This window comes from Parasphingorhabdus marina DSM 22363 (genome assembly GCF_900128895.1).
In the GTDB taxonomy this organism is placed as follows: Bacteria; Pseudomonadota; Alphaproteobacteria; order Sphingomonadales; family Sphingomonadaceae; genus Parasphingorhabdus; species Parasphingorhabdus marina.
On sequence record NZ_FSQW01000002.1, the window covers coordinates 1,197,646 to 1,223,978 of the forward strand.

Here is a 26,333-nt window from a genome sequence, read left to right on the forward strand (position 1 = left end):
CCTCTTTCTGCAACAGCTGGCCGCAAATGTCAATTTGCAAAATGTACGTTTGTCTGACAAACTTTTGATTGTTTATTGTAGGTTACAGAGGCTCGCTTGACAAAGCTCAGTTTTCGGGGCATTTGGCCCCTGTGCAGGGTGATGAGATATACGAGCTGCTTGGTCAGCGTATTGCCAATGCGCGAGAATTGCGTGGCGTGAAGCAGGCAGATCTCTCTGAAGCGATCGGAATTTCCCGCGCATCTCTGGCAAACATCGAAGCCGGAAGGCAAAGAGCCTATTTGCATCATGTGCTCGAAATTGCTCGAGCGTTGTCGATTGATTCGTTGGACAAGCTCGTGCCGGTAAGCATCGTGGCCGAGAGCGCACCCACTGGGAAAATAAGCTTCGAGGTTTCAGGCACAAAATTGTCTGTCGAGCAGAGGAAATTATTGGCAGGCGTCGTATCTGCAATTGGAAAAGAAAGAGATACAATCAAAGATGGCGATTGATGTCAGCGTCGCTTCCAAAAAAGCGCAACAGGTCCTAAAGCATGCTGGGATCAGTGGCCCGCCCGTTCCAATTAAAGAACTTGCGATCACTAATGGATGCAAGGTCAAATATGCAGCCTTGGACGACGAATTGTCTGGAATGGCTTTGATAGCTGAGGATCAACAGGTCATCGTTGTAAACGCCACTCATCATCCGAATAGACAACGATTCACCCTAGCTCATGAATTAGGCCACCATCTCCTTCATGGTGATTTTTTGAGGAAGGGTGTTCACGTTGACAAAGCGATTCTGAAACGTAGTCCAAGATCATCACGTGGCCTGAATTCTCGTGAAATTGAAGCCAACGCCTTCGCGGCCGAGTTGTTAATGCCCACGGCCTTGGTCAATCATCATGTGTCAAATGACTTCGACTTACAGGATGAAAAACAACTTCAGTCAATTGCTCGATTGTTCGGGGTGAGTTCAGCTGCGTTGAGTTATCGGATTATTAAGCTGCGAGGATAACCGTACCAATCCGCAGATGGTTTGTCGGATATTTTGCATAACAATTGTCTTTTTGTTCGAAAACTGAACTCAGAATTAACATTTTGTGGGCCAGATTCGGCTAACTCTTTCAATTTTCAACCAATATTTAACTCTTGCAATGTAGGATTCAGTCTATCATATATTGAGAAGGGCTTGGCCCCGGGGTTTGCGTATGCAAGCCGAAATTTAAGGCTCGGTTTAGTCGCCGAGCCTTTTATTTTCTAACTAGCTCAAAACAACTGTATTTCACTCCACATGAGGCTACCTGATTCTCTGGAATGATTGCGTCTACAATACGTTTTGCTTCTCTCAAATCACGATAGGGAGGATAATTTATGTCATATCCGCCCTTGATCAACGGATACAAATATAAATCTGCAAATTGAATCAATGGCGATTTTTTAGTCAAACGCTGTGGATCACCCAGAACAATGTTTGAAAATTCTTCAGCACTCAAAGACGAGTATGTTGCTGAAGCTCCACGATCAAATGGCATTCCATGTGTTTTTAGCTCTTTATGATACTCCACAAGATTTCGATCTTCATGCTTGCCAGCTTGTTCAAAGTAAACTTCTAGTTTCGCATCACGAGAAACCGCGAACTTGGATGCTCTTTCAACCAAAATTGAGTATGCGGTTTTGCACATCAACCATCGGTCATCACCGTACTTTTCGGAATAGCGTGCATTGTACCCAGGCCGATCAATAGCGCATGCGAATCCAACTAGCGGAACGTTGCAAAGCAAATGACCTAATTCTTCGTAAAATTTCCGGCCAACTGTTTCATCCTTTCCAATCCAACTAAACTCTCGCCGTCGACCTCGAATTTTGGTGGAGTGCAGGGGAGTATCAATGTTCCACTTTTGAACAAACTCAGAGTGTAAACTCAAAACAGAATTACTAGCGGATGACTCCATCATCACTCCGCCAAGAGCAAACCAATCCATTTTGTCAGCTCTATTTTGAGCTCCATGATCGGGATTTCGGCTTCCACTATCATCAATAAAGAGTTGGAAAGTCTTTGAAATATCAATTCCACTTCACTTAGAGCGATTTATCACGCGGCTGAACCAAAGTGCCCCCTACTCCGCAGCAACTCCCGCATCTTCAAACATATCCGGATCACCGTCACCTTCATCGGCAACTTCCTCGCCATCATTCGCAACCTTGCCCTTGCGCTGGTCGAAGCTGTCCCAGACTTCGTTCCAGTTGCCGCGGGTCGCGCCTTTCGAATATTCGGTGGCGCGGGTCTCGAAGAAATTGGCGTGCTCGACGCCGTTGAGCAGCGGCGCGAGCCAGGGCAGCGGGTGGTCTTCGATCATGTAGATCGGCTGGAAGCCCAGCTGACCCAGGCGCCAGTCGGCGATATAGCGGATATAGCGCTTGATCTCCTTGGCGGTCATGCCGGTGACCGGGCCGTCGCTGAACGCGAGGTCGATGAAGGCATCCTCGAGCCGCACGGTTTTCTGGCAGCAATCGATAATGTCTTCCTTGACCGCCTTGGTCAGGCAGTCGCGTTCCTTGACGAAGGTGTGGAACATTTTGACAATGCCTTCGCAGTGCAGGCTCTCGTCGCGCACCGACCAGCTGACGATCTGCCCCATGCCCTTCATCTTGTTGAAGCGCGGGAAGTTCATCAGCATGGCGAAGCTGGCGAACAGCTGCAGCCCTTCCGTGAATCCTCCGAACATCGCCAGCGTCTTGGCAATATCCTCGTCCGTGTCGACGCCGAACGTGCCGAGATAGTCATGCTTGTCTTTCATCTCCTCATATTCGAGGAACATGCTGTACTCGGACTCAGGCATGCCAATGGTGTCGAGCAGGTGCGAGTAAGCGGCAATGTGGACGGTTTCCATGTTGGAGAACGCGGTCAGCATCATCTTGACTTCGGTCGGCTTGAACACCCGGCCATATTTGTCGTGATAGCAATCCTGCACCTCGACATCGGCCTGGGTGAAGAAGCGGAAAATCTGGGTCAGCAGATTGCGCTCGTGATCGGTCAGCTTCTGCGCCCAGTCGCGGCAATCCTCGCCCAGAGGCACTTCCTCAGGCATCCAGTGGATCTGCTGCTGACGTTTCCAGAAATCATAGGCCCAGGGATATTCAAAGGGCTTGTAGGTTTTCCGGGCTTCCAAAAGTGACATTTTTACAGACTCCTGACTTGCAGACTAGGTTGACGTTCGGGTGGCTACGGCCGGCGCTGGCGCACGGGGCGTCAGGCGCTTGGCCAGATTTATGAAACGCTGCTCGAATTGATAGGTGGACAAATGGGCAAGCCCGAAAGTCACCGCTATCAGAAGCGGGCGTTTGACATATTTCTCGAGCAACTCTCCCGACCCGAGCCATGTGTGATCCAGCATGACATGAAAGACGTAGAGCGCATAGGAAATTTTCGCGATATAGGCGGCCGGCTGCGAGCAGAGCAGATAGCGGGCCCAGGCCGGTGCATGCCAAAGCGTGACACCGACCAGCATGGCGATGGCATAGGGCCGGGCATAGGCAAAGGGCGTGTAGAGCAGATAGGTGCAGACAATCGCAATGATCGCCGCAACATAGAAATTCATTCTGGAAAACAGGCTGGCGATGCGCGGGCCAAAGGCGCCGAGATAAATCAGGGCGACCGTTGCCCCGGCAAGGATTTCGTCGATCCGGTGCCAGGTCACGATACTGATCGTCTCACCCGCCGCGATCCGCAAGCCGGTGACGGTCAGCGCCAGCACGGGCAGAATATAAAGACCGTTCCGGCCGGTCAGCGCGACCAGGACCGCGACCCCGACATAGAATTGCGCCTCGACACACAGGCTCCAGAGATGATTGCCCCCCTCGATCAGCCAGGTCGGCGGCAGATTGGCATAGAAGGCGAGATTGGCGGCAAGGTCGGCTTCACTGCGCGCAGAGCCCTGGGCCAGATAAAGGATGATCATCGCCAGCCAGGCCAGCGGGACGATCCGCAGCACGCGGCGGATCAGAAACGGGACCGGCTCCGGCCGCTCGTACAGAAACCGCGTGATCAGAAAGCCGGATAATACAAAGAATATCGCCATGCCGCCGGCACCCGCCGCCTCATTGGCACCGGGAAGGATGAAATTGAGCGGCAACAAATGTCCCGCCATGACCAGCAGGATGCACAGTGCGCGCCAGCCATCGAGCACCGCCAGCCGGTTCTCGCCTGCCGAAAGCGTCGGATCGACAGCGCCTGGCGTTTCTCTGGACATGCGTGTGTACTACTCCGTCTTTTCACTGTGCCCCGGACAGGCCCCCACGACCTGTCCTGCAATATTTTTCGAAGAAGCCCGTTCCCGCAAATCCGGTATGTGTCCAGCTCCTCCCTATTCGCCTCTCAACACGAAAATCGTCGTGATGGCTGCGGCACAGACAAGCATTCCGGCAAGATTTCGCAGATTGGGCATCACCGTTTCCGGGCCGCTTTCCTGATCCTGTCTTGACGCGCGTCTGGCGTAGGTAAACTGTTCGATGGGCTGCAATATAAGCCAGGCGCCTGCAAAGGCGACGGCCAGCAGCAGCAGTTCGATAATCATGGTCTGATACTTCTCTTTCCCCGTTATCCTTCGGCATTATCTGATCTCACAAATGCTGAAAAATTCCGGTTATCTTCTGTTTCAAACCCCCGATTTTGCGTTCACGTGACTCCTTTATCTGTCGTTCTGACGGTAGCGGTCACTGCCGTTCCGTCCCCAGCCCGCTCCTTTGAAAATCCTGAGAAAACAGCCCCCTCCCAAAAGGAGCAAAAGGGAGGAGGCAGTGGGCAAACCCTTGCCCTTATGGCCCTACTGACAGGCCAGGCATTCGTCATAATCCGTCGTTTCCGCGGTCATCAGCTCGACCTGTTTCGGATCGAGCGTGTTGTCCGCCTCGACCCCGCCGGCAAAGCCTGCGCGCTGGACCGATTTGGAGCGCAGATAATAGAGCGACTTGATGCCCAGCTCCCACGCGCGGAAGTGCAGCATCAGCAGATCCCACTTGTCGACATCCGCCGGAATGAACAGGTTCAGCGACTGCGCCTGGTCAATATAGGGCGTGCGGTCGGCGGCCAGTTCGAGCAGCCAGCGCTGGTCGATCTCGAAGCTGGTCTTGTACGCATCTTTTTCTTCCTGGGTCAGGAAGTCGAGATGCTGGACACTGCCGCCCTGCTCGAGGATCGAATTCCAGACATTGGTGCTGTCCTTCGATTTTTCCTGCAGCAGTTTTTCGAGATGCGGGTTCTTGACCACGAAGCTGCCCGAGAGCGTCTTGTGGGTATAGATGTTCGCCGGGATCGGCTCGATGCAGGCCGATGCTCCGCCACAAATGATGCTGATCGACGCGGTTGGCGCGATCGCCATCTTGCAGCTGAACCGCTCCATGACACCCTGGTCGGCGGCATCGGGACAGGGCCCGCGTTCCTTGGCAAGCATCATGCTGGCCTCGGAGGCTTTCGAATGAATATGCTTGAATATCTTCATATTCCACGATTTTGCCAGCGCACTTTCAAAACCCAGCCCGCGCGCCTGGAGGAAGCTGTGGAAACCCATCACGCCGAGACCGACGCTGCGTTCGCGCATCGCGCTATATTTGGCACGGGCCATTTCTTCCGGTGCGCGGTCGATATAGTCCTGCAGGACATTGTCGAGGAAGCGCATGACGTCCTCGATAAAGTCCTTGTCCACCGACCACTCGTCCCACTTCTCGAGGTTAAGCGAGGACAGGCAACACACTGCCGTCCTGTCCTCGCCAAGGTGATCACGACCCGTCGGCAGTGTGATCTCTGAACACAAATTGGAGGTGGAGACTTTCAGACCCAGGTCGCGGTGATGCTTCGGCATCATCCGGTTCACCGTGTCGTTGAAGATGATATAGGGCTCACCCGTGGCCAGCCGCGTCTCGACCAGCTTCTGGAACAGCGAGCGGGCATCGACACTGCCACGCACCGAACCGTCTTTCGGAGATTTCAGATCCATCTCCTTGCCATCGCGGACCGCTTCCATGAACTCGTCGGTCAGCAGCACACCATGGTGCAGGTTCAGCGCCTTGCGGTTGAAGTCACCCGACGGCTTGCGGATCTCGAGGAATTCCTCGATCTCGGGATGGTCTATATCAAGATAGCACGCCGCCGATCCGCGCCGCAGCGATCCCTGCGAAATGGCCAGCGTCAGGCTGTCCATGACGCGAACGAACGGAATGATGCCACTGGTCTTGCCATTGAGGCCGACCGGCTCGCCAATGCCGCGAACGCTGCCCCAATAGGTGCCGATGCCGCCGCCCTTGGAGGCGAGCCAGACATTCTCGTTCCAGGTATTCACGATTCCGCCGAGACTGTCGTCGACACTGTTGAGATAACAGGAGATGGGCAGACCGCGACCGGTACCGCCATTGGACAGGACCGGCGTCGCCGGCATGAACCAGAGCTTCGAAATATAGTCATAGAGCCGCTGGGCATGATCCTGGTCATCCGCATAGGCATCCGCCACGCGTGCAAACAGATCCTGAAAGCTCTCGCCCGGCAACAGGTAACGGTCGACAAGGGTTTCCTTGCCGAACTCGGTCAGCAGGTCATCGCGAGACTCATCCTGCGCGATTTTGAAGCGACGTTCCGCCACGCTGTGACTGTCACGCTCCTCCTTCTTTTCCTGCTCGTCATTCTTTTTCGCAGCAGCGGCTTCGGCCTCTGCCTTTTTGCTTTTGCCTTTTGGCGCGACCTCCGGCTCCTTTACTGGCCCCGCATTTTGTTCTCCGGCATTTTCATCCACCGCCTTGTCCAGAACTTCCGCACCCATTTCACTTTCACTCATATCACCGCCATTAAATCCGGTTTCACTGTCCCGGTTTTCTCTGAAATCCATTCTACGCCCCCTAAACACGCAACAAGGTCAACAATTATCCGGTCAGCCAACTGACCAGATTTCGAGCTTGATGCGGGGCATAATGTTCTTGTCTTGTTCGACTCGGAGTCGAAGCATTGACACTAACATTTTTCCAGTCCCGATGGGCATTTATTTTCACCCTTCAAACCCGATATTTTCTTCGGCTGGTTTGCCAGCAAATCCGTCGCGATTTGACACAAAGGGACCCGTCCACCGAGTCGGTGTTACAGACGAGTAATACTATCTGTTGGTATGCCCCCTTGGCCGAACCACAACCTATAGTGGCTGAACTGAAATTATATGCAAGAGGGTAAATGACATTTTAACGACTCCATTCGTCGCATAAATGAATCGGTTCGTCGACGGCCGATTCATGCTGCAGCGCAGCGACGCATGGACCTGCTAGGAGTGTGGAATAACGCAAGGGCTTTGGTCAAAATTTACAAAAAAATTATCCACAGTTCTTGCACAGGTCGATATGACCAATATGTGACACCAGATATGGTGTCGTCGAAAGCCTTCCGGACCGAAATGTCAGCTGCAAATATTTTCGCCGACTTTGCCAAATGTCCGGATCGAGTGATGCAAAACACAATATATGGTTCCGCATCGGGCTATGCCGGAGTTGCAGCCATGACGCATTATGGCTAGCAGTCGAACCCGGAGGGCAACATGACGGAGATCTACAGGCAAGGCAAATGCTGCCGATCATTTGTGGCGCTAACCATGATGATCGCACTCGTCGCGACCGGCGCGCCTGCCGCTTCACAAGAGAGCCCGTCCAGCGAGTCCGCAGCGGAAGCTGCAACGGCACCCGAGGCGGATCAGGCATATGTCCCGCCTGCCCAGGATGAACCACCCCTTCCTGCCTTGCCCGCCACTCCGGTGCTCGACACCAGCAGCTATCCGGATTGCCGCGAGGACCATCAGAAAATCGCCATGCCTTTTGACCGGGCTGAAGATACCAATCGCTGCACCCTGCTCCTCGACCAATATTATGCCGAGGTTCTGACTCCGTTTCGCGAAAAGATGATCGCACATCAAAATGCGCTGTCCGCGCTCTATACCAACCAGGTCGGCGGCAAGATGCAATATTCCCAGGCGAGCCAGGACAGCTTTTACAAGAAGATGATGGAAGAGCATGCGCGGTCCGACCCAGATGGCGAAAATCTTGCCGGCTATCGCGCCGCGGAAAAACGCTATCAGGATGACCGTGCCTATCTGCAGGACCGGTTTTGCTTCAACACCGGCTGCGGCGGATATCCGGTGCCTGCAATCATGGTAGCGGAAGCTGCCGAAGATCAATCCGGTGATGCCGACAAGAAAAAACGCAAGAAGAAGAAAACAGCGGCCAAATCGAGCAGGAACCAGAAATGCAAGAAGTCGAGAAAGCGCGGCGGTTTTCTCGGCGGGGTTCTTGGCGGTGTGGTTGGCGATGCGGCCGGCCTCGGCACGGTCGGCACCATTATTTCCAGCGGTTTCGGCGCTGTCCTGGTGGGCGAGATTGCCTGCAAGCTGACCGACAAGGAACAGAAGAAGGCGGCAGAGGCCACCGTCGAGGTGACCGAAAAAGAAGAAGTCGGCGCCACGGCAGAATGGAAGAGCCCGACACGGTCCGGCGTTTCCGGTTCTTCGACCGTCACCGCTCTGAACACCGAACCGAGCGGACGCCGGTGCATGAACATCACCGATGTCGCGATTATCGACGGTGAGGAAACTCGCGTCTCGAAGCAGATGTGTCGCGGTCCGGGCGAGTCCCGCTACTCGATAGTCTAGACGGCTGTCGGTCACACAAGATTCCGGTCATCCGGCGGTGAAATGCGCTGCATCCGCTTTCCGGTTGTGCTAGACGAAGACCGGGGCATTCATCCGCCAAATGGCAGGAGACATGACCAATGCCCGACAATCTAGCAGCCATTATGTCCGGGGGCGGCGCCAAGGGTGCCTTCCAGGTTGGCGTCCTCGACGAACTGATCACCAACCGCAACGTCCGGTTCGACATATTTTCCGGCGTATCGACCGGCGCCATCCAGGCGCTGGGCGGGGCAATGAATGACATGCCGGGACTGCTCGACCAGTGGCTGTCGATCAAGGGCAATAGCGACATCTATCGCAAACGTCCCTTTGGTGCTGTGGGCGCGGTATTCGGTGCCGACTCCCTCTATGATGCCGGCAAACTCAAACAGCGGCTGATCGATTACGCCGACCCGGCGCGGCTGAAGCGGTCGCGGCGGAAATTGCGCGTCGGCACGGTCAGCCTCGCCACCGGAAGATATGTCGAACTGGATGAGAAAAATCCGGATATCGGTCAGTGGGTCTACGCCTCGAGTGCGCAACCGCCATTCTTTCAACCGCTCAAGACCCGGGATGAAAACGGCGTGACCGAGCAATGGGTCGATGGCGGCGTGCGCAATGTCACGCCGCTGCGCTCGACCATGCATCTGAAGCCCCGGGCACTGCTCGTCATTCTCGCCTCGCCACCAGCCCCGGAACGGGTCCCCGGCAAGACCTATGATAATCTGATAGAGATTGGCCTGCGTTCGGTCGGGATCCAGGGTAGTGAAGTGGCGACCAATGACGTTGGCAATGCGATGCTGATCAACGATCTGCTCGCCGCCCGGGAAGCCCAGTGCCGCAGGCTGATGGACATCGGCCTGACCCCTGCCCAGATCGCCGACGCCCTCGCCCCGCTGGACCTGCAACTGTCCCGCTACAGTTTCGCCCCGATCCGCATCATCGCGCCAAATCCGGGTTTTGATGCCCCTGAGACGCTGGAATTCAAGCCGGTGAAAATCCGGGCCGCGATTGATGCTGGCCGGCAGGCAGTGGACGAGCAGTGGGATTCGCTGAAGCTGTTTCTGGGTGTGAGCTGAGAGGCCCGAATATATTGGCAGGTAGTGAAAACCGGACGGTTTCCTGCCAATCCGGCCAGCCGCACTTTTTCGAATTTTCGCTTTCCGTGCACCAGCGAGATATTTTATAGATGGCCTGATGAGCCAGATTACGTCACTCTATGTGTACAAGGTTGTCGGGCAGGCCAGCGACGGGGTCGAGACACAGGATCTGGTCAAAGGCCTGGGGCTGGCGCCGGATGGTCCGATTGATCCGGGACAGATGGTGTCCTCTGCTGAATATTATAAATTTTTCGCCGCCCTGGCCGACCGGGACCCGGGCGGTGTGCAATTGCCCCTGCGCATCGGCGCGGCCATGCGCAGCGACGAATATGGCGCGTTCGGACTGGCCTGGAAATCCGCACCGAATTTGCAGGGATCCTATGCCAGGTCGGAACGGTATGGCCGGGTGCTGGGCAACGCCGAGACTTATGCCCTCGAGGAGAGCGGGGAAGGCAAGTTGTTCAGTCTGGATAAAGATGGCGATGGCAGTCCTGGCATGCTGCTGTCGAATGAAGCGAGCCTTTCGGCCGTTGTCGCCATCAGTCAGGAAGTCAGCACCGCTCCATTTGTTCCGGAAGCGATTTATTTCAAACACGCACCACGCGGCGACCCCTCTGTTTACGAAAATCATTTCCGATGTCCGGTACATTTTGAGTCCGGCCGCGACGCGCTGCTGGTCAACGAGGAGAGTTTGACGGCACCAAATCGGCTGGGCGATGAAACCATCGCGAACTTCTTCGACCATCATCTGGAGCAAGAGCTTGCCGCACTGGACGATGCAAACAGCCTGGAGAAACGTGTGCAGCTCGCGGTAGCGCAATTGCTCAGCGAAGGTGTGCCCACGCTCTCACTGATAGCGTCAAAACTGGGCATGAGCGCGCGAACGCTGCAGCGGCGACTGTCAGATCAGGAGCAATCTTTTCAGAAGCTGGTGGATCTGGCCCGGCAGGAACTGGCGCAGCAGCTGTTGCGCGATACGGATTACAGTCTTGCGGAAATCGCCTTTTTGACCGGCTTCGCCGAGCAGAGCGGATTCACCAGAGCCTTCAAGCGCTGGGCCGGACAAACGCCGCGTTCCTATCGGCTGGGGATGACGACCAGCTGACATTTTGGCGCGAAGTGCCAAAACACTGTCATGATCTGGCAAGAGTTGAAGCCCGCAGTTCCTTATTCATTGACGGCACAAACCAGCCATGGAGCACGTCAATGCCAATACAGCACAACGAAAATCCCATCACCCTTGTTCTTGGCGGAACGGGGAAAACCGGTCGACGCATAGCGGACCGCCTGCAACAGAAAGGTCACGCCGTCCGGATCGGATCCCGTTCGGCTGTTCCTCCCTTTGACTGGAACAGCGAAAAATCCTGGGAGACCGCTATTGATGGCGTCAACAGCATATACATCAGCTATACGCCGGACCTCGCCATGCCCGGCGCGACAGATGCCATCCGCACGCTGGCACGACTGGCCAAAACCGCCGGTGTGAAACAGCTGGTGCTGCTTTCCGGACGGGGCGAAGACGAAGCACAGGCATGTGAAAACATCGTTCGGGAAAGCGGTCTGGACTGGACCATTGTCCGGGCAAGCTGGTTCAATCAGAATTTTTCCGAAGGCGCGTTCATTGATATGGTGCGCAGTGGCACCATAACCTTGCCTGCCGGCAGCACAGCCGAGCCATTTGTCGATGCCGATGATATCGCCGACGTGGCCGTTGCTGCACTGACCGAAGACGGTCATGCCGGGCAGATCTATGAAGTCACCGGCCCCCGTTTGATGACATTTGCCGATGTCGCGGCAACGCTCTCCGAAGCCACGGGAAGCGAGATCAGCTATGTCGATGTTCCGCATGACACATTTGTAGAAGGGATTCGCCAATCGGGGGCGCCCGATGACGTGGTCTGGATGCTCGACTATCTGTTTGCGACGGTACTTGACGGTCGCAACGCGCATGTCACCGACGGCGTCGAGCGCGCACTCGGTCGTCCTGCGAGGGATTTTGCCGATTATGCGCGTGACGCCGCCGCTTCCGGATGTTGGGAGGCGGCATGATGGCACAGCTTCTTCCCCGCACCTTTGCCGGTGTTGCTGGCGGATTGTTGATGGTGATTGGCGCCGGATTGCTGTTCCAGCCGCATAACTTTTCCGCAGCCAATGGCATCATCCTGGGCGACAACCCCAGCCTGATCTCAGAAATACGTGCACCGGGAGCCGTCCTGATGGTGAGTGCAATATTCATGATATTGGGCGTCGGCAGAGAGAGATTTCTGCGGCCGGCTTTGGCATTGATCATGGCCATTTACGGATCCTACGGACTGGCCAGGTTGCTGAGCATCATGCTTGACGGGCCACCGTCCCCATCGCTGGTTCAGGCGATGATACTGGAGCTGATCATTGCCAGCTTCGCGCTCATTTTCTGGCTGCGATCCGGTCCAATATCCCTCCGCTAAATCCCTGCCGATAAAAGCAAATTCCAACAGAAAGGATTTTCTTATGTCTTATTTATGGTCCGTCTATATCTGCCTCGGGCTGGGTCTGTGGTGCGCCTTTGAGGGTGGCGTGTTCAAGGCCTTTTCCGAATTTGTCATGGCAGGGTTGCTGCGCGCCGCCCCGGCGAGCGGGATTGAAAGCATGCAGCAGATCAACATCACCGTACTCCGCACAGAATTTGTCGGCGCCCTGTTTGCGATCACCCTGTTCTCCATCGCTTTTGCCATTTACGGCATGCTCGCAATGGACGGCCCGGCCAGTCTGATCGTTCTTGCCGCGGCTATTTCCTATGTCTGCTGCGTGTTTCTGATGACCCTGTTTGGCAATGTCCCGATGAACAACCGGCTGGCCGCGCTGAACCATGAGTCGTCGGAGGCACACAGCTACTGGCAGGTCTATGGACAGCGCTGGACCCGGCTCAATCATGTCCGCACGTTCGGCTCCTTTTTGGCGGCTGGCCTCTATCTTGTCGCGGCATTGACCCTGATGGTCAATCACCCCGCCTGACAAACACCGAAGAAAGGAAACACACATGAAACGCATATTGGTCATTGCAGCAGGCACGGTCATCACCATGGTGGGCTGGGTCGTTCTGGTTTTCATCGGCGCCAGCGAAGGGTGGTTGCGCGATCCGGTTACGACCTCCCGGACAGCGGATGCCTATATGGCCGCCGCCGAACAAATTATTGATGAAGAGTCTGATGGCAACATCGCCATGACCTATATCCGCCAGGGCAAAATGGTGAGCAGTCACTATCAGTCGGCCGGAGAGCCGGTTGGTCCCGACACGGTTTTCCAGGTCGCATCGCTGAGCAAATGGATCAGTGCCTGGGGCGTGATGGCCCTGGTGGAAGATGGCAAATTGGACCTCGATGCCCCGGTGTCACAATATCTGACCCGCTGGCAGCTGCCGCAAGGCGCATTTGACAATGATGGTGTGACCGTGCGGCGATTGCTGAGCCATACCGCCGGGCTCGATGACGGTCTGGGATATGCCGGTTTTGACCGGGCGGCGGATGTCCAGTCTCTCGAAGATTCCCTGACCCGCGCCAGCGATGCCTCGCCCGGCAAAAACGGTGTGGTTCGGGTCGCCAGCGAACCGGGTTCTCAATGGGAATATTCCGGTGGCGGCTACACCTTGCTGCAACTTTTGATCGAGGAAGTCAGCGGCCAGTCCTTTGGTACCTTCATGCAGCAACGCATATTCGGTCCGCTGGGAATGGAACATAGCGGTTTTGACCATGATGCGGCGATGGCCCTGGGATTGGCGGAAAACTATGATGCCAATGGCCGGACCGAGCCTCTGAAACGCTTCACGTCACTGGCCGCAACCTCGCTTTATACCACCGCCCATGACCTGACTCTTTTCGTACAGGCCCAATCGCCGCAGACCAGCGCGGGCCAAACCCGAATATTGTCGGACAAGACTCTGCGAGAGATGCGCAAGCCGCATGGTGCGCAGCTGGGTGCAGACATCTGGGGTCTGGGCACCATGCTTTATGCCGCGAATAATCAAGGTGACTTCATTATCGGCCATGATGGCAATAACGAGCCGGCAATCAACAGTTCCGTGCGCCTCGATCCCGATACCGGCGACGGCATTGTGATCCTGCAAACGGGTAATCCCTTGCTGGCCACCCGCCTCGCCGGAGAATGGGTTTTTTGGAAAACCGGCAATGTCGACTTCCTGATGCTGTCGATGCAGCTCGACCGCATGATCCAGTGGATGATCTACGGATCACTGGCGATTCTGCTGATCGGACTGGTCTGCGGATGGCGGTACCGTCGCCCCAGACAGTCTTGATGAGGGAGGATCGTCGCCCACCTGTGCCAAGGGGTTCCGAGCGGGATCACGTTTCCGTCCCGGTTCGGCACTAAAGCGGGAATGTAGCTGCCACACGCCTCTTGCCCGCTACCTTCATATCCGCCAAAAGGCTTCCGGATCGCATCCTTACGACTATTCCGGAGCCGACATGACCGTCACCATCAAGACCGCTGACCTGATCGAAAGCGTGGCCGACGCGCTGCAGTTTATTTCCTATTATCACCCGATGGATTATATCCGGGCGCTGGGTGAGGCTTATGAGGCGGAGAAGTCTCCGGCGGCCAAGGATGCCATCGCCCAGATCCTGACCAACAGCCGGATGTGCGCCGAGGGCCATCGTCCGATCTGTCAGGACACCGGGATCGTCAATGTGTTTGTCAAATGGGGCATGGACTGCCGGCTGGATGATACGTCGCAATCGATGCAGGAAATTGTCGATGAAGGTGTGCGGCGTGCCTATCTCCATCCGGAAAACAAGCTCCGCGCCTCGATCCTGACCGACCCTGCCTTTACCCGGCGGAACACCAAGGACAATACGCCGTCGGTGTTGCATGTCGAGATGGTGCCGGGCGACAAGGTGTCTGTCGATGTCGCGGCCAAGGGCGGCGGATCAGAAAATAAATCAAAGTTCAAGATGATGAATCCGAGCGACAATATTGTCGATTGGGTGCTCGAGATGGTTCCGCAAATGGGCGCCGGCTGGTGCCCGCCGGGCATGCTCGGCATCGGCATTGGCGGCACCGCCGAACGCGCCGTGCTGCTCGCCAAACAGTCGCTGATGGATCCGATCGACATGGGCCAGCTGAAGGAACGCGGCCCGCGCAGTGACGTGGAGGAACTCCGCATCGAAATCTTCGACAAGGTCAACGCGCTCGGCATCGGCGCCCAGGGCCTGGGCGGGCTTTCGACCATCCTTGATGTGAAGATCAACGACTTTCCCTGCCACGCCGCAGGCAAGCCGGTGGCGATGATCCCCAACTGTGCCGCAACCCGCCATGCCCATTTCACTCTGGACGGCAGCGGCCCCGCCTATCTTGAAGCGCCGAAACTCGACGAATGGCCCGACGTCAACTGGACTCCCTCTTCCGAAGCGAAGCGGGTGCAGCTCGATCAGCTCGATGAAGCGGAAGTGCAAAGCTGGAAACATGGTGACCGCCTGTTGCTCAACGGCAAGATGCTGACCGGCCGCGATGCCGCGCACAAGCGGATCAAGGACATGCTCGACAAGGGGGAAGAGCTTCCGGTCGAATTTCGCGGGCGCGTGATTTACTATGTCGGACCGGTTGATCCGGTCGGCGAAGAAGTCGTCGGTCCGGCCGGCCCCACCACCGCCACCCGGATGGACAAGTTCACCAGCATGATGCTCGAACAGGGCCTGCTGGCGATGGTCGGCAAGGCGGAGCGTGGGCTGGACACGGTCGCGTCGATCAAGAAGCACAAGTCCGCCTATCTGATGGCTGTCGGTGGTAGCGCCTATCTGGTCAGCCGTGCGATCAAGGGATCAAAAGTCGTGGGATTTGAAGACCTTGGCATGGAAGCCATCTATGAATTCGAGGTCCAGGACATGCCGGTCACTGTCGCCGTGGATGCCGAGGGCCAGAGCGTCCACCATCTCGCACCGCTGGTCTGGCAGGAGAAGATCAGGAAGGAAAGTCTGTTGGAAGGAGCATAATATGAAATATTCCATCTCTTTAGTGATTGCGGCTTTTGCCCTCTCCAGCCCAGCTGGCGCGCAGAATAATGATATTGAAAATGTGAAGGCCTTGATGAAAGAACTGGGTGGTGAGAGCATGAGCGACAAGGAAGCGCAGGCCTATGCCGAGAAACAGAACAGCTCTACCCTTGGACAACCCCAAAACCCGGTACGTGCGGAAATGCCGCAAGGCCAACGCGCTTATCTAAATCGACTGCGCTGCAGTGACGGCACTCCACCGAAATATTTTCGCGAGGGAAGTATGGGGATCGGCCCCTTTGGAAACATTGTTGATAGATATGCCGTCGATTGCGGAGATGCAGAACCGGGACAGGTGAAATTGGACATGGATATGTATCATAGCGGCTATGTGGAAAAGAACCCGGTTCCCGGCTTCTCAATTGTGGCACCCTGATCTTGATCCTGGATCATGAGGCTGCAATTCTTCCATCGCAGACAGTCAGGATCAATCGTTAAATGGCCCGAAAAATCCGCCTTTACTCGCCCCACGCTCCGATCCCGCTCGCGCGCATTCTGGAGAAGGAGATGGATCGCGAGTGGACGCAAAAGCAGAAGAACAAAGGGCGAGTCTTCGGACAAGGGACGGAGCGCAAGATCTTCCTGAAGGTGGAACATTGGGGTCAGCGGGATGACAGTTCGTACAGCCTCGATGGCACCATGAAACCGGAACGTGGCGGCACCCTGATCGAGGGAAAAATCGGCCGGATCGGCAAGGCGCGCTTTTTTGTCGTCTTCTGGTTTGCTTTTCTGTCGCTGTTTGTTGCGGTCGGAATCAGCACCTGGCTGTTCGCCGACGCCCCCTTCCTATTCGCCGCGATGTTCGTCGGGATCCCGGGGTTCATGATGGTCATGGGTGGCTGGCTGTTCAGTCGCAGCGCCAGACGCGGACCGGAGGATGAGCGGCGCATCCTCGCCTTTCTCGCCGACAAGGTCGATGCGCGGCCCACCGGATTGCCGGATTGACCTTTCCGATCTGGATTCCCGCGGCGCTGATGGCGGCGCTGTTTCTCGCCTGGCGCATGGCGGTGCAGCAGCGCATCCGTGCCGAGATGTCGGTCAATGCGGCGGCGCTGTCGCGCTTTTTCTTTGGCTGGCCGATCGCCTGCATGATGCTGGCTGGTTATATGCTGGTCGCAGGCAGGACCGCCCTGCCCGACCTGTCGCTGTCCTTCTTGATCTTTGCCTGGCTCGCGGCCTTTGCCCAGATGCTGGCAACAAACCTCATCATCATGTCCTTCGGCTTTCGCAATCTGGTCAGTGGCACCGCCTATATGAAGACCGAGACGCTGATCGTCGCGCTGCTCGGCTGGCTGATCCTGGGCGAATTTCTGGCGCCACTGGCCTGGCTGGGTATTGGCGTGGCATTTCTGGGCATCCTTTTTGTCTCGATCGAAGGCGGCGCCCAAGGCCTGATCCAGTGGCTCCGCGGTCTGAAGCAACCGTCGGCGCTGACCGGACTGAGCGCCGGATTTCTGTTCGCGCTGACTGCGATTTTCATCAAGCAGTCGGCCAATGCCGTTGCCGATGTTGAACGGACTTATGCCGGCCTCATCGTGCTCACCGCCGTGCTCGGTTTTCAGGCACTGATGCAGGGCGTCTATGTCTTGCTGCGCGAGCCGGACCAGTTCCGGGCGATGCTGACGCGGTGGCGCGTGACAGCGCAGGTGGGCGTGCTGGCGGCGACTGCATCGGCGGGCTGGTTCATCGCCTATGCGCACGGCCCGGTGGCTTTGGTCGGCATCCTGGGACAGACGCAAATCCTCTATACGCTCGGTTTCGGGCGGTTTTATCTGAAGGAGCCGCTCAGCCAGAGCGAACTGACCGGCATCATGCTGGTCGGCGCCGGTGTTGTCTTGGCCCTGGCATCGAGCCTTTGACCAGCTTTTATATCTGCCCAGACTCCCGCATTCGCTGTACGGCCAGCTGGACGTCAGAGCAGTCGTCTCCTTCATGCCGCGGCGCATATTGGGCGAAGGCCTGCTCCAGCTCGTCATAGCGCTCTCTGAAGCGCACCATGTTGTAGCTGTGGCTCACGCAATAATAGGCGCCTGCCTGCATTTGCCCCACAATGATTTTCGCAAATTCATCCGTGTCCATGGCATCGGGTGCGGTCGCGTTAAATTCGGAAATCTCCGATTTGACCCACCCGGGAATGATCACTCCGGTGGTCAGCCACTCCGGCGCTTCGCGGCGCAGAACATCCATCAGTCCGAAAATGGCATGTTTGCTCGCGACATATCCGCCGCCGCCAAAGGGAAAAGCATTGAACAACGAGTTTTCCGAAGCGACCGAGTAAATCGCCGCGGGTTTTTCCTCCGCCATGAAGCGTTTGCCGAACACCGAAATCCCGGTCCACATGCCCCAGAAATTGACCTCGAAAATCCGGCGGGCATCTGCCGGATCGGTCTTGATCACCGACTTCATCGCCCCGCCAATGCCGGCATTGTTGATCAGCAGGTCACAGCGACCGTTTTCTGCCCAGGCGAAGTCGGCAAGCGCCTCGACATCGTCCACCTTCGTGACATCCCCGCACAGATATTTGGCGTCAATCCCCTCCCCGGCCAGGCTTTGAGTGGCTTCCGCCAGCCGATCTTCACGCGGTTCAAAGAGGATGATCCAGGCGCCCAAATTGCCGAGTTGGCGCGCGAGCGCAAAACCGATGCCTGTTGCGCCTCCGGTAATGACCACCGTCTTTTCGTGGAAATCCATGTCCCTCCCCTTCCTGTTTTCAACGGTTTCGTTTGCCGCGCAGGACTTTTATCTCCTTCGCTGCCTGACAATGCAACCGAAACAGACTATGATGAGGATATGTACATTTTCATCATCTTTCTGTGCGGCATCGGCAATTTCGCGATGCACAAGGCGATGATGGAGAGCGATCATCCGATGATCACCGATGCCCGGAAAAGTTTCTGGAAATATCTCGGACCCTATGGATCCTATATTCTGGAGTTTTTCATGCTCACAGCCGCGCTGGTCTTCGCCAATATGGGCATGCTGAGTTCCGTCATCTTTTATGGCATCTACACGCTGGCCAACGGCGCCGGTGCACTGGTGCTGCTTTCAAACAAGCATTGAATCTGAGGGACTTGCCTTCTCGGATACCGCCCGGTCCGTTCATCCGACTACGGATGTAGTTTGTCGAAAGGCGGTTTCGGATGCAACCGCTTGCCCGTACCAGCAGCGCGCGCAGCAAGGGCGTGCGCAGGAACAGGGGAACAGGGTGCAAAAGTCTGGGGAGACACGGCTGGCTAGCGGCGCGTCGGCAATGTTGGTGATGGTCGCCGGCATCTCGCCAGCTGCCGCACAACCGGTCCAAATTGCGGCTGATCAGATCGAGTCGACTCGTGCGATACCGGACGGAGACCTCCCGGCGACCCTGCAGCCGCGAACCGAAAACGGCCGGCAGATTTTCCCGGCCCCGCTTTTTGACCGATTCAATCCTCGTACGGCACTCGACATGGTTCGGCAGGTCCCTGGCTTTACAATTGACACGGGAGATGACGACGAGCGCGGGCTTGGTCAGGCGGATGAAAATGTCCTGATCAACGGCGCGCGGATCGCCGGAAAGACTGTCGATGCATTTACCGTTCTCCGCCGGATTTCTGCCGACAATGTTATCCGTCTCGAAATTGTTGATGGCGCGACGCTGAGCATTTCCGGTCTGTCCGGGCAAGTGCTGAATCTTGTGACCAGTACCGACACCGGTGGCGGAGTCAGCGGCAATTTTCGCTGGGCGCCGCGATGGCGACGGTCGGGAAACAACTGGCTGGAAGGCGAAGCTTCAATCAGCAAGCGGATCGGCAAAACCGATGTGACCTTTTCGATCGAGAACGACTCGTTCCGCAATGGCGCGCAGGGACTGGAGGATGTTCTCGACGGTACCGGTGCCCTGCTGTTCCAGCGGGACGAGGTGGCAAGGTTCCAGGGCGACCGCCCGGTACTCAGTGCCACTGTCGCCCGGACCAGTGCGGCCGGAGCGATATTCAATGCCAGCCTGACTGGCGGATTGAATCATTTCGATGAAAGCGTAACCAGCCTGCGCACCGAAGCCGGTCAGGCAGATATCATCGAACTGTTCACCGGACGGGAACGGGAATGGAACGCCGAACTGACGGCGGACTACGAGTTTGACCTGTCCGGCGGGCGTCTGAAACTGATCGGCCTGCAACGACTTGAACACAGCCCGTTCCGGAACTTTTTCGGCCGGACGTTTACCGACGGGATCACTCCGGCCTCCGGAAGCCAGTTCAACCGGACCATTGATGAGGGTGAATCCGTTTTGCGGTCCGAATATAGCTGGCGGACCGAGGGCGGGACCGACTGGGGCATCAACCTGGAGGGCGCCTATAATTTCCTCGAAAGCGAAGCCGCGCTTGATGGTACGCCGGTTCCCAATGCCAATACAAAGGTGACCGAATATCGCGGTGAACTGATCGGCTCCTTTGGCCGCACCATCGGCGAAGGCCTCACCCTGCAGGCCACACTCGGCGGGGAATATAGCGAGATCAGTCAAAGCGGCGCGCGCGGACAGACCCGCTCCTTTGTCCGGCCCAAGGGGTCCCTGTCTCTCGCATGGCGACCGGAACCTGATCTGGATATCAGTCTCAGTCTCGAACGCTCGGTCGGCCAGCTCGATTTCGGGGATTTCGTCGCGTCTGTTGATCTCGCCAACAATGCCAACAGTGCCGGCAACCCGGGGCTGGTTCCGCCCCAGACCTGGCGCGGTGAACTGGAGGCCAACAAGAACCTGGGTCCCTGGGGCGCGCTGACCGTCAATATCTATGGCGAGAAAATCACCGATATCGTCGACTCCATTCCCATCACCGCAACAACCGAAGCGCAGGGCAATCTGGACAGCGCCACGCGCTATGGGGTGGAGCTGACTTCCTCGATCCTGCTCGATCCCCTTGGCTGGCAGGGGGCCCGGCTGGATTTCGAAGGGGAGGTCCGGAAAAGTGCGCTGGATGACCCGCTTACGGGGATTTCGCGGCGCATCAATGATGACCGGATCTTTTTCTGGGAAGTGGATTTCCGGCACGATGTACCAAACAGCAACTGGGCCTGGGGATTTGGCGCGGAGGATTTTCGCTCTTCGGACTTTCTCCGGCTTGACCAGTTTACCAGTTTCGAAACCCGCGCGCCCTTCGCCTGGATATTTGTCGAACATAAAGACCTATTTGGGCTCACCGTTAACGCCCGGCTCAACAATATCCTGGATCGCGGCGAACGTTTTACCCGAACGGCCTTCGGGCGCTTCGACACGCCTTCCGGCACATATGCGGGACCGGATACCGGATTTGTGCGTGGTCGTCGCGACGGGCCGCTGGGTTTTGTCGAAGACCGCGTGCGTACGTTCGGACTTGTCTACCGGCTAACGGTCAGCGGCAGCTTCTGATCCTCCGCCATTCTGGACAAGTTCCCGGCGCAGGCCTACATCCGGGACATGCCTCCTGATCACAGTACCAAGGGTCAGATCGACCCGCCGATGATTCCCACTCTCAAGCGGTTTCTGCCCTATCTCTGGCCAAAAGACGCACCGGCTCTCAGGGCACGCATTGTCGTCGCCGGTCTGCTGGTGCTCTGTGCCAAGGCGGCCGTGCTGTCGATGCCGTTCGCCTACAAGGCCGTGGTCGACGGCATGACCGAAGGGACGGAAGTCGCCCTTACCGTCCTGCTGGCGCTGGTCGCAGCCTACGGACTGGCCCGCTTTGGTCAGGTGTTGTTCGACAATCTGCGCAACATCGTTTTCGAAAAAGTTGGTCAGGAAGCGGCCCGCCGGCTGGCCACCAATGTCTTCAGTCACCTGCATCGCCTGTCGCTGCGATTCCACCTGAACAGGCGGACCGGCGAGGTGACAAAGGTTATCGAACGTGGAACGAAAAGCATTGATATCATGCTGTATTTTCTGCTGTTCAATATAGCACCAACGCTCATCGAGCTGATCGCCGTGCTGATCATTTTCCAGGTGAAATTCGGGTTCGGCCTCGTCGCGGCGACGATTGTGATGGTCACGATCTATATCGTCATGACCCGCAAGATTACCGACTGGCGCAATGCGCTCCGGGCCGAAATGAATGACATGGACACCCGCGCCATAGGCCGGTCTGTTGATGCGCTGCTCAACTATGAAACGGTCAAATATTTTACCGCAGAGCGCCGCGAGGGAGACCGCTATAATCGCGCGATGCAGGACTGGGCGGATGCCGCAGTCAAGTCGGAAAACTCGCTGGGCCTGCTCAACATGGCTCAGTCGCTGATCACCAACGGCACCATGATCGGCGCGATGATGTTCACCGTTTATGGCTGGCAGCAGGGCAATCTGACCGTTGGTGATCTGGTACTGGTCAATGCCTTGCTGATGCAGTTGTTCCGGCCGCTTGACCTGCTTGGCATGGTCTACCGGACGATCCGCCAGGGACTGGTGGACATGGATGCGATGTTCCAGCTGATCGATACAGATCCGGAGATCAAGGACAGGCCCGGTGCCACGTCGCTCGCGGTTTCTGACGGAACCGTCCGTTTCGAAAATGTGGTTTTTGCCTATGACGAGGATCGCGATATTCTGCACGGCCTGGATTTCGAGGTCCCTGCGGATGGAACGCTGGCCATTGTCGGTCCCTCCGGCGCAGGCAAGTCCACCCTCGCCCGGCTGTTGTTTCGTTTCTACGATCCGAAAGCCGGCCGCATCCTGATTGACGGTCAGGATATTGCCGCAGTGACCCAGGAAAGCCTGCGCGGTGCGATTGGAATCGTGCCGCAGGACAGTGTCCTGTTCAACGACACCATCGGTTACAATATCGGATATGGCCGCGAAGGTGCTTCGCCAGCAGAGATACAGGAAGCCGCGCGCGGGGCGGCTCTGGACGAGTTTATTGCCAAGCTTCCGGATGGCTATGACACCCAGGTGGGAGAACGCGGGCTGAAGCTGTCTGGTGGCGAGAAACAGCGCGTGGCCATCGCCCGGACGCTTCTGAAAAATCCGCCGATCTTGATTCTCGATGAAGCGACATCCGCGCTGGACAGTCGCACGGAGGACGAGATCCAGGCCACGCTCGCGCGGATCTCGGAGCGGCGCACCACGCTGATCATTGCCCACCGGCTCTCCACAATCACTCATGCCGACGAGATCATCGTGCTGAATGACGGCAGAATTGCCGAGCGTGGCAATCACGCATCCCTGCTCGCACAAAATGGTCTTTATGCGGAAATGTGGAAACGTCAGGCCGAGGATCGCCAGCTGGAACAGGTCTGAACTCCGGCCATGAAAAAGCGGAATTAGACTGCTGACATGTCGCCCTGTTTTCGCTAGCCTGCCTCTGGGAGGATGGTTGCAGCACTGGCAAAAGGGGTGAGCCATCAGGTTTTTTGACGAAATGCTGGGGGATAAGGAATCCGTTCGGGATCCCTATCACGACTATGATCAGTGGTTCGCGGACGAGGACCCGGCCCGGATTGAACGGAAAGCCCGACAGGCCGAAGCCTTCTTCCGCAAGACAGGCATCACATTCAACGTTTATGGATCCGATGAAGCTGACGAGCGGCTGATCCCTTTCGATGTTGTCCCGCGAATCATTTCCGCGCGCGAGTGGCGCAAATTGTCACGCGGCATCGAACAGCGCGTCCGCGCCCTCAATGCCTTCCTGCATGACATTTACCACCGCCAGGAAATCCTTCGTGCCGGCCGCGTGCCGTTTGAACTGATCGCGAATAACGAAGCCTTTTTGCCGCAAATGGTCGGTGTCAATCCGCCGGGTGAAATCTACACCCATATCGTCGGCACTGATATTGTCCGGACTGGACCGGATGACTTTTTCGTGCTCGAAGACAATGCGCGAACACCGTCCGGCGTCTCCTATATGCTCGAAAACCGGGAAACCATGCTGCAGATGTTCCCCGAACTTTTCTCGCGCATTCCGGTCCAGCCGGTTAGCAAATATCCGACGAGTCTGCGCCGGTCGCTCGGAGCCTGCGCGCCGGTGCAGTGCGAAGGACGGCCCGTCGTCGCAGTACTGACGCCGGGCATCCACAACTCCGCCTATTTCGAGCACAGTTTTCTCGCCGACCAGATGGGCGTCGAACTGGTCGAAGGCCATGACCTGCGGGTTGTCGACGGGCGTATCGCGATGCGGACCACCGAAGGCCACACCAACATCGATGTGCTCTACCGGCGGGTGGATGATGATTTTCTCGATCCGCTCAATTTCAATCCGGAATCGATGCTGGGCGTGCCCGGTATCATGGACGTATACCGGTCCGGCGGCATCACCATCGCCAACGCGCCGGGCACCGGCATAGCCGATGACAAGGCGCTTTATTCCTACATGCCGGAAATTGTCGAATTCTACACGGGCGAGAAACCGCTGTTACAGAATGTCGAAACCTACCGCTGTTCCGATTCCGGGCATCTCGCCTATGTGCTCGACAATCTGGCCGATCTGGTGGTCAAGGAAGTTCACGGATCCGGCGGCTACGGAATGCTGGTCGGACCAGCGGCCAGCAAGAAGGAGATCGAGGCGTTTCGCAAGAAACTGAAGGCCCGGCCGGACAATTACATCGCGCAGCCCACGCTCGCGCTTTCGACTGTCCCGGTATTCACGAAAAAGGGTCTCGCGCCGCGTCATGTAGATCTGCGGCCCTTTGTGCTGGTCGCTCCCGATCGCATTGACATCACCCCCGGCGGACTGACCCGGGTGGCGATGACCGAGGGATCGCTGGTCGTCAATTCGAGTCAGGGCGGCGGCACCAAGGACACCTGGGTGCTGGAGGAATGAGCTGATGCTGGGAAAAACCGCAGGTGGCCTGTTCTGGATGTTCCGCTATCTCGAGCGCAGCGAGAATAATGCCCGACTGCTAGATGCCGGGTTTCGCATTGCCCTGACCCGGTCAGCGAGCGCATCGGAGGAATGGAAATCTGTCCTCAAGACCACCGGTGCGGTGACCGAATATGATGCCCAGCACAATGTCTATGAGTCGCGGAAGGTCATCGATTTCCTGCTGCGCGATCCCGCCAATCCGTCGAGCGTGATATCGATCATGAAGGTCGCCCGGGACAATGCCCGCCTGGTCCGGACCGCTCTGACCCGGGAAGTCTGGGAGGCCACGAATGAAGCGTGGATGACACTGAAGGATCTGCTGGACCGGCCGATTGTGGAACAGGATCTTCCCGATGCGCTGGGTACGATCCGGAAGCAGAATGCACTCGTCCGCGGTGCCACCCATGGCACAATGATGCGCAACGACGGCTATTGCTTCACGCAGCTCGGAACCTATCTCGAGCGGGCGGACAACACCGCGCGGATTCTGGACGTGAAATATTACATGTTGCTCCCGTCCATCGCGCAGATCGGATCGTCGCTGGACAATGTGCAATGGGAAACCATCCTGCGTTCGGTTTCGGCCCAGCGCGCCTATCACTGGATGAACGGACCGCAGGTTACCGCAGCCAATATCGCCGACTTCCTTATCCTGCAGCGGCAGATGCCGCGTTCACTCGCCTATTGCGCACAACAATCGCACGAGAGCCTTCGCTTTCTGCAGGAAGAATATGATGCAGAGCACGAGTCCTGTCGGCTCGCCCGCTCTTTGCACCAGCGCCTGAAAACCGGCGACATCAACGCCATATTCGAGGAAGGTTTGCACGAGTTTATCGAGGATTTTCTGATCCGGAACAGCACCCTGGCCGCCCGGATCGAGCAAGATTACAGGTTTCGGGAATAGTCATGCAACTGCGCGTTCGGCATCTGACCACCTATAATTATGATGCTCCGGTGGGATACGGCCTCCAGCAAGTGCGCCTGACGCCGAAATCCCGTCCGGGCCAGCAAATTCTGGAATGGGACATGTCGGTCGAGGGCGGCAAGAAAGAGCTGCAGTTTTCCGACCAGCACGCCAATCAGGTCGATCTGATCAGCATCGTGCCCGACGGACATGAAGTGGTGATCCGCTGCGAAGGCCTGGTCGATGTCGACGCCACGGACGGAATTGTCGGACAACATCGCGGCTTCATGCCGCTGTGGAGTTTTCGCCGTCCGACCACCCTGACAGAAGGTGGCCGGGAAACGCAGAAACTGCTCGACCAGCTGGGAGACGGGTTTTCGGGCGATATTGAACGCGCCCATGCCCTCTCCGCTATGATCCTGGAAAAAGTGCCCTATGCCATTGGCCAGACCCATGCCGGGACCACCGCCGAGGAGGCCATCGCCGGCGGTGGCGGGGTTTGCCAGGATCATGCCCATATCTTCATCACGGCCATGCGCAAGCTCGGCCACCCAGCGCGTTATGTGTCCGGATATCTGATGATGAATGACCGGGAAGAGCAGGATGCCACCCATGCCTGGGCAGAGGCGCATTTTGACGGGGTTGGCTGGATCGGATTCGACATATCCAACGGATATTCGCCCGATGAACGCTATATCCGGGTGGCCACCGGGCTCGACTATCGCGAGGCTGCACCGGTGTCCGGCATGCGCTATGGCGGGACCACCGAAAATATGGTTGTCCAGCTCCAGGTTCAGCAGTAGACGTTCGCGTCAC

25 protein-coding genes are annotated in these 26,333 nt (G+C 57.0%); 19 read left to right on the forward strand and 6 right to left on the reverse strand.

The genetic code is table 11. The features are described from left to right. Nucleotides 1-68: 68 nt before the first annotated feature. A complete protein-coding gene (locus tag BUQ90_RS15465) occupies nt 69-491 on the forward strand; it encodes a helix-turn-helix domain-containing protein (RefSeq protein WP_074206011.1) in 423 nt (140 codons plus the stop codon). After that, nucleotides 481-996, forward strand: a complete 516-nt coding sequence (locus BUQ90_RS15470) for an ImmA/IrrE family metallo-endopeptidase (protein ID WP_074206012.1) — start codon at nt 481-483, stop codon at nt 994-996. The genes BUQ90_RS15465 and BUQ90_RS15470 overlap by 11 nt, the downstream gene beginning before the upstream one ends. A gap of 235 nt (nt 997-1,231) precedes the next feature. On the opposite strand, the gene BUQ90_RS15475 is transcribed toward BUQ90_RS15470, so the two are convergent. The 5 genes from BUQ90_RS15475 to BUQ90_RS15495 all read right to left on the reverse strand — a co-directional run bounded on the left by BUQ90_RS15475 (nt 1,232) and on the right by BUQ90_RS15495 (nt 6,856). Beyond that, on the reverse strand, nt 1,232-2,050 hold the full coding sequence (locus BUQ90_RS15475; RefSeq protein WP_204244823.1) for a DUF3800 domain-containing protein: 819 nt from the start codon (nt 2,048-2,050) through the stop codon (nt 1,232-1,234). Between the two features lie 48 nt (nt 2,051-2,098). After that, a complete protein-coding gene (locus BUQ90_RS15480) occupies nt 2,099-3,160 on the reverse strand; it encodes a ribonucleotide-diphosphate reductase subunit beta (RefSeq protein ID WP_074206014.1) in 1,062 nt (353 codons plus the stop codon). A 24-nt stretch (nt 3,161-3,184) separates the two neighbouring features. Next, nucleotides 3,185-4,231 (reverse strand): acyltransferase family protein, encoded by a 1,047-nt coding sequence (locus BUQ90_RS15485; RefSeq protein WP_074206015.1) that lies wholly within the window; start codon nt 4,229-4,231, stop codon nt 3,185-3,187. Between the two features lie 114 nt (nt 4,232-4,345). Then, complete coding sequence (locus tag BUQ90_RS15490; protein ID WP_074206016.1) at nt 4,346-4,555, reverse strand: hypothetical protein; 210 nt, start codon at nt 4,553-4,555, stop codon at nt 4,346-4,348. Between the two features lie 249 nt (nt 4,556-4,804). Continuing rightward, nucleotides 4,805-6,856, reverse strand: a complete 2,052-nt coding sequence (locus BUQ90_RS15495) for a ribonucleoside-diphosphate reductase subunit alpha (protein WP_074206017.1) — start codon at nt 6,854-6,856, stop codon at nt 4,805-4,807. A gap of 693 nt (nt 6,857-7,549) precedes the next feature. On the opposite strand from BUQ90_RS15495, the gene BUQ90_RS15505 reads away from it, so the two are divergent. From BUQ90_RS15505 to BUQ90_RS15555, 11 genes are all read left to right on the forward strand, one after another. Then, nucleotides 7,550-8,653: a hypothetical protein gene (locus tag BUQ90_RS15505; protein WP_143182887.1), complete on the forward strand. Its 1,104-nt coding sequence runs from the start codon at nt 7,550-7,552 to the stop codon at nt 8,651-8,653. A gap of 119 nt (nt 8,654-8,772) precedes the next feature. Continuing rightward, the gene (locus tag BUQ90_RS15510; protein ID WP_074206020.1) at nt 8,773-9,750 is read left to right on the forward strand and encodes a patatin-like phospholipase family protein; all 978 of its coding nucleotides are present in this window, start codon (nt 8,773-8,775) and stop codon (nt 9,748-9,750) included. A 118-nt stretch (nt 9,751-9,868) separates the two neighbouring features. Continuing rightward, on the forward strand, nt 9,869-10,876 hold the full coding sequence (locus BUQ90_RS15515; protein ID WP_074206021.1) for an AraC family transcriptional regulator: 1,008 nt from the start codon (nt 9,869-9,871) through the stop codon (nt 10,874-10,876). A 101-nt stretch (nt 10,877-10,977) separates the two neighbouring features. Beyond that, a complete protein-coding gene (locus BUQ90_RS15520; protein WP_074206022.1) occupies nt 10,978-11,820 on the forward strand; it encodes an NAD(P)H-binding protein in 843 nt (280 codons plus the stop codon). Next, a complete protein-coding gene (locus BUQ90_RS15525; protein WP_074206023.1) occupies nt 11,817-12,218 on the forward strand; it encodes a DUF4345 domain-containing protein in 402 nt (133 codons plus the stop codon). The genes BUQ90_RS15520 and BUQ90_RS15525 overlap by 4 nt, the downstream gene beginning before the upstream one ends. 43 nt (nt 12,219-12,261) lie before the next feature. Next, entirely contained in the window at nt 12,262-12,765 is a 504-nt protein-coding gene (locus tag BUQ90_RS15530; protein ID WP_084192736.1) for an anthrone oxygenase family protein, read from the forward strand. Nucleotides 12,766-12,790: 25 nt separating this feature from the next. Continuing rightward, nucleotides 12,791-14,062, forward strand: coding sequence for a serine hydrolase domain-containing protein (locus BUQ90_RS15535; protein ID WP_074206024.1), 1,272 nt, complete (start codon nt 12,791-12,793; stop codon nt 14,060-14,062). Between the two features lie 169 nt (nt 14,063-14,231). Beyond that, nucleotides 14,232-15,755 (forward strand): fumarate hydratase, encoded by a 1,524-nt coding sequence (locus BUQ90_RS15540; protein ID WP_074206025.1) that lies wholly within the window; start codon nt 14,232-14,234, stop codon nt 15,753-15,755. 1 nt (nt 15,756) lies between these two features. Then, nucleotides 15,757-16,191, forward strand: coding sequence for a hypothetical protein (locus BUQ90_RS15545; protein WP_074206026.1), 435 nt, complete (start codon nt 15,757-15,759; stop codon nt 16,189-16,191). A 62-nt stretch (nt 16,192-16,253) separates the two neighbouring features. Beyond that, nucleotides 16,254-16,760, forward strand: coding sequence for a hypothetical protein (locus BUQ90_RS15550; RefSeq protein ID WP_143182888.1), 507 nt, complete (start codon nt 16,254-16,256; stop codon nt 16,758-16,760). Further along, a complete protein-coding gene (locus tag BUQ90_RS15555) occupies nt 16,757-17,674 on the forward strand; it encodes a DMT family transporter (protein WP_239447452.1) in 918 nt (305 codons plus the stop codon). Before BUQ90_RS15550 ends, BUQ90_RS15555 begins: the two co-directional genes overlap by 4 nt. Nucleotides 17,675-17,681: 7 nt before the next feature. On the opposite strand, the gene BUQ90_RS15560 is transcribed toward BUQ90_RS15555, so the two are convergent. Further along, nucleotides 17,682-18,506 (reverse strand): SDR family NAD(P)-dependent oxidoreductase, encoded by an 825-nt coding sequence (locus BUQ90_RS15560; RefSeq protein WP_074206028.1) that lies wholly within the window; start codon nt 18,504-18,506, stop codon nt 17,682-17,684. Nucleotides 18,507-18,605: 99 nt separating this feature from the next. Between BUQ90_RS15560 and BUQ90_RS15565 the strand changes: the two genes are divergently transcribed. The 6 genes from BUQ90_RS15565 (at nt 18,606) to BUQ90_RS15590 (ending at nt 26,320) form a co-directional block, all read left to right on the forward strand. Next, entirely contained in the window at nt 18,606-18,875 is a 270-nt protein-coding gene (locus BUQ90_RS15565; RefSeq protein WP_074206029.1) for a hypothetical protein, read from the forward strand. A gap of 145 nt (nt 18,876-19,020) precedes the next feature. After that, complete coding sequence (locus BUQ90_RS15570; protein ID WP_143182889.1) at nt 19,021-21,195, forward strand: TonB-dependent receptor; 2,175 nt, start codon at nt 19,021-19,023, stop codon at nt 21,193-21,195. 48 nt (nt 21,196-21,243) lie between these two features. Further along, complete coding sequence (locus BUQ90_RS15575) at nt 21,244-23,052, forward strand: ABCB family ABC transporter ATP-binding protein/permease (RefSeq protein WP_074206031.1); 1,809 nt, start codon at nt 21,244-21,246, stop codon at nt 23,050-23,052. A 121-nt stretch (nt 23,053-23,173) separates the two neighbouring features. Continuing rightward, nucleotides 23,174-24,571: a circularly permuted type 2 ATP-grasp protein gene (locus tag BUQ90_RS15580; RefSeq protein ID WP_074206032.1), complete on the forward strand. Its 1,398-nt coding sequence runs from the start codon at nt 23,174-23,176 to the stop codon at nt 24,569-24,571. A gap of 4 nt (nt 24,572-24,575) precedes the next feature. Next, complete coding sequence (locus BUQ90_RS15585) at nt 24,576-25,517, forward strand: alpha-E domain-containing protein (RefSeq protein ID WP_074206033.1); 942 nt, start codon at nt 24,576-24,578, stop codon at nt 25,515-25,517. Nucleotides 25,518-25,519: 2 nt separating this feature from the next. After that, the gene (locus BUQ90_RS15590) at nt 25,520-26,320 is read left to right on the forward strand and encodes a transglutaminase family protein (RefSeq protein WP_074206034.1); all 801 of its coding nucleotides are present in this window, start codon (nt 25,520-25,522) and stop codon (nt 26,318-26,320) included. Nucleotides 26,321-26,333 lie beyond the last annotated feature (13 nt).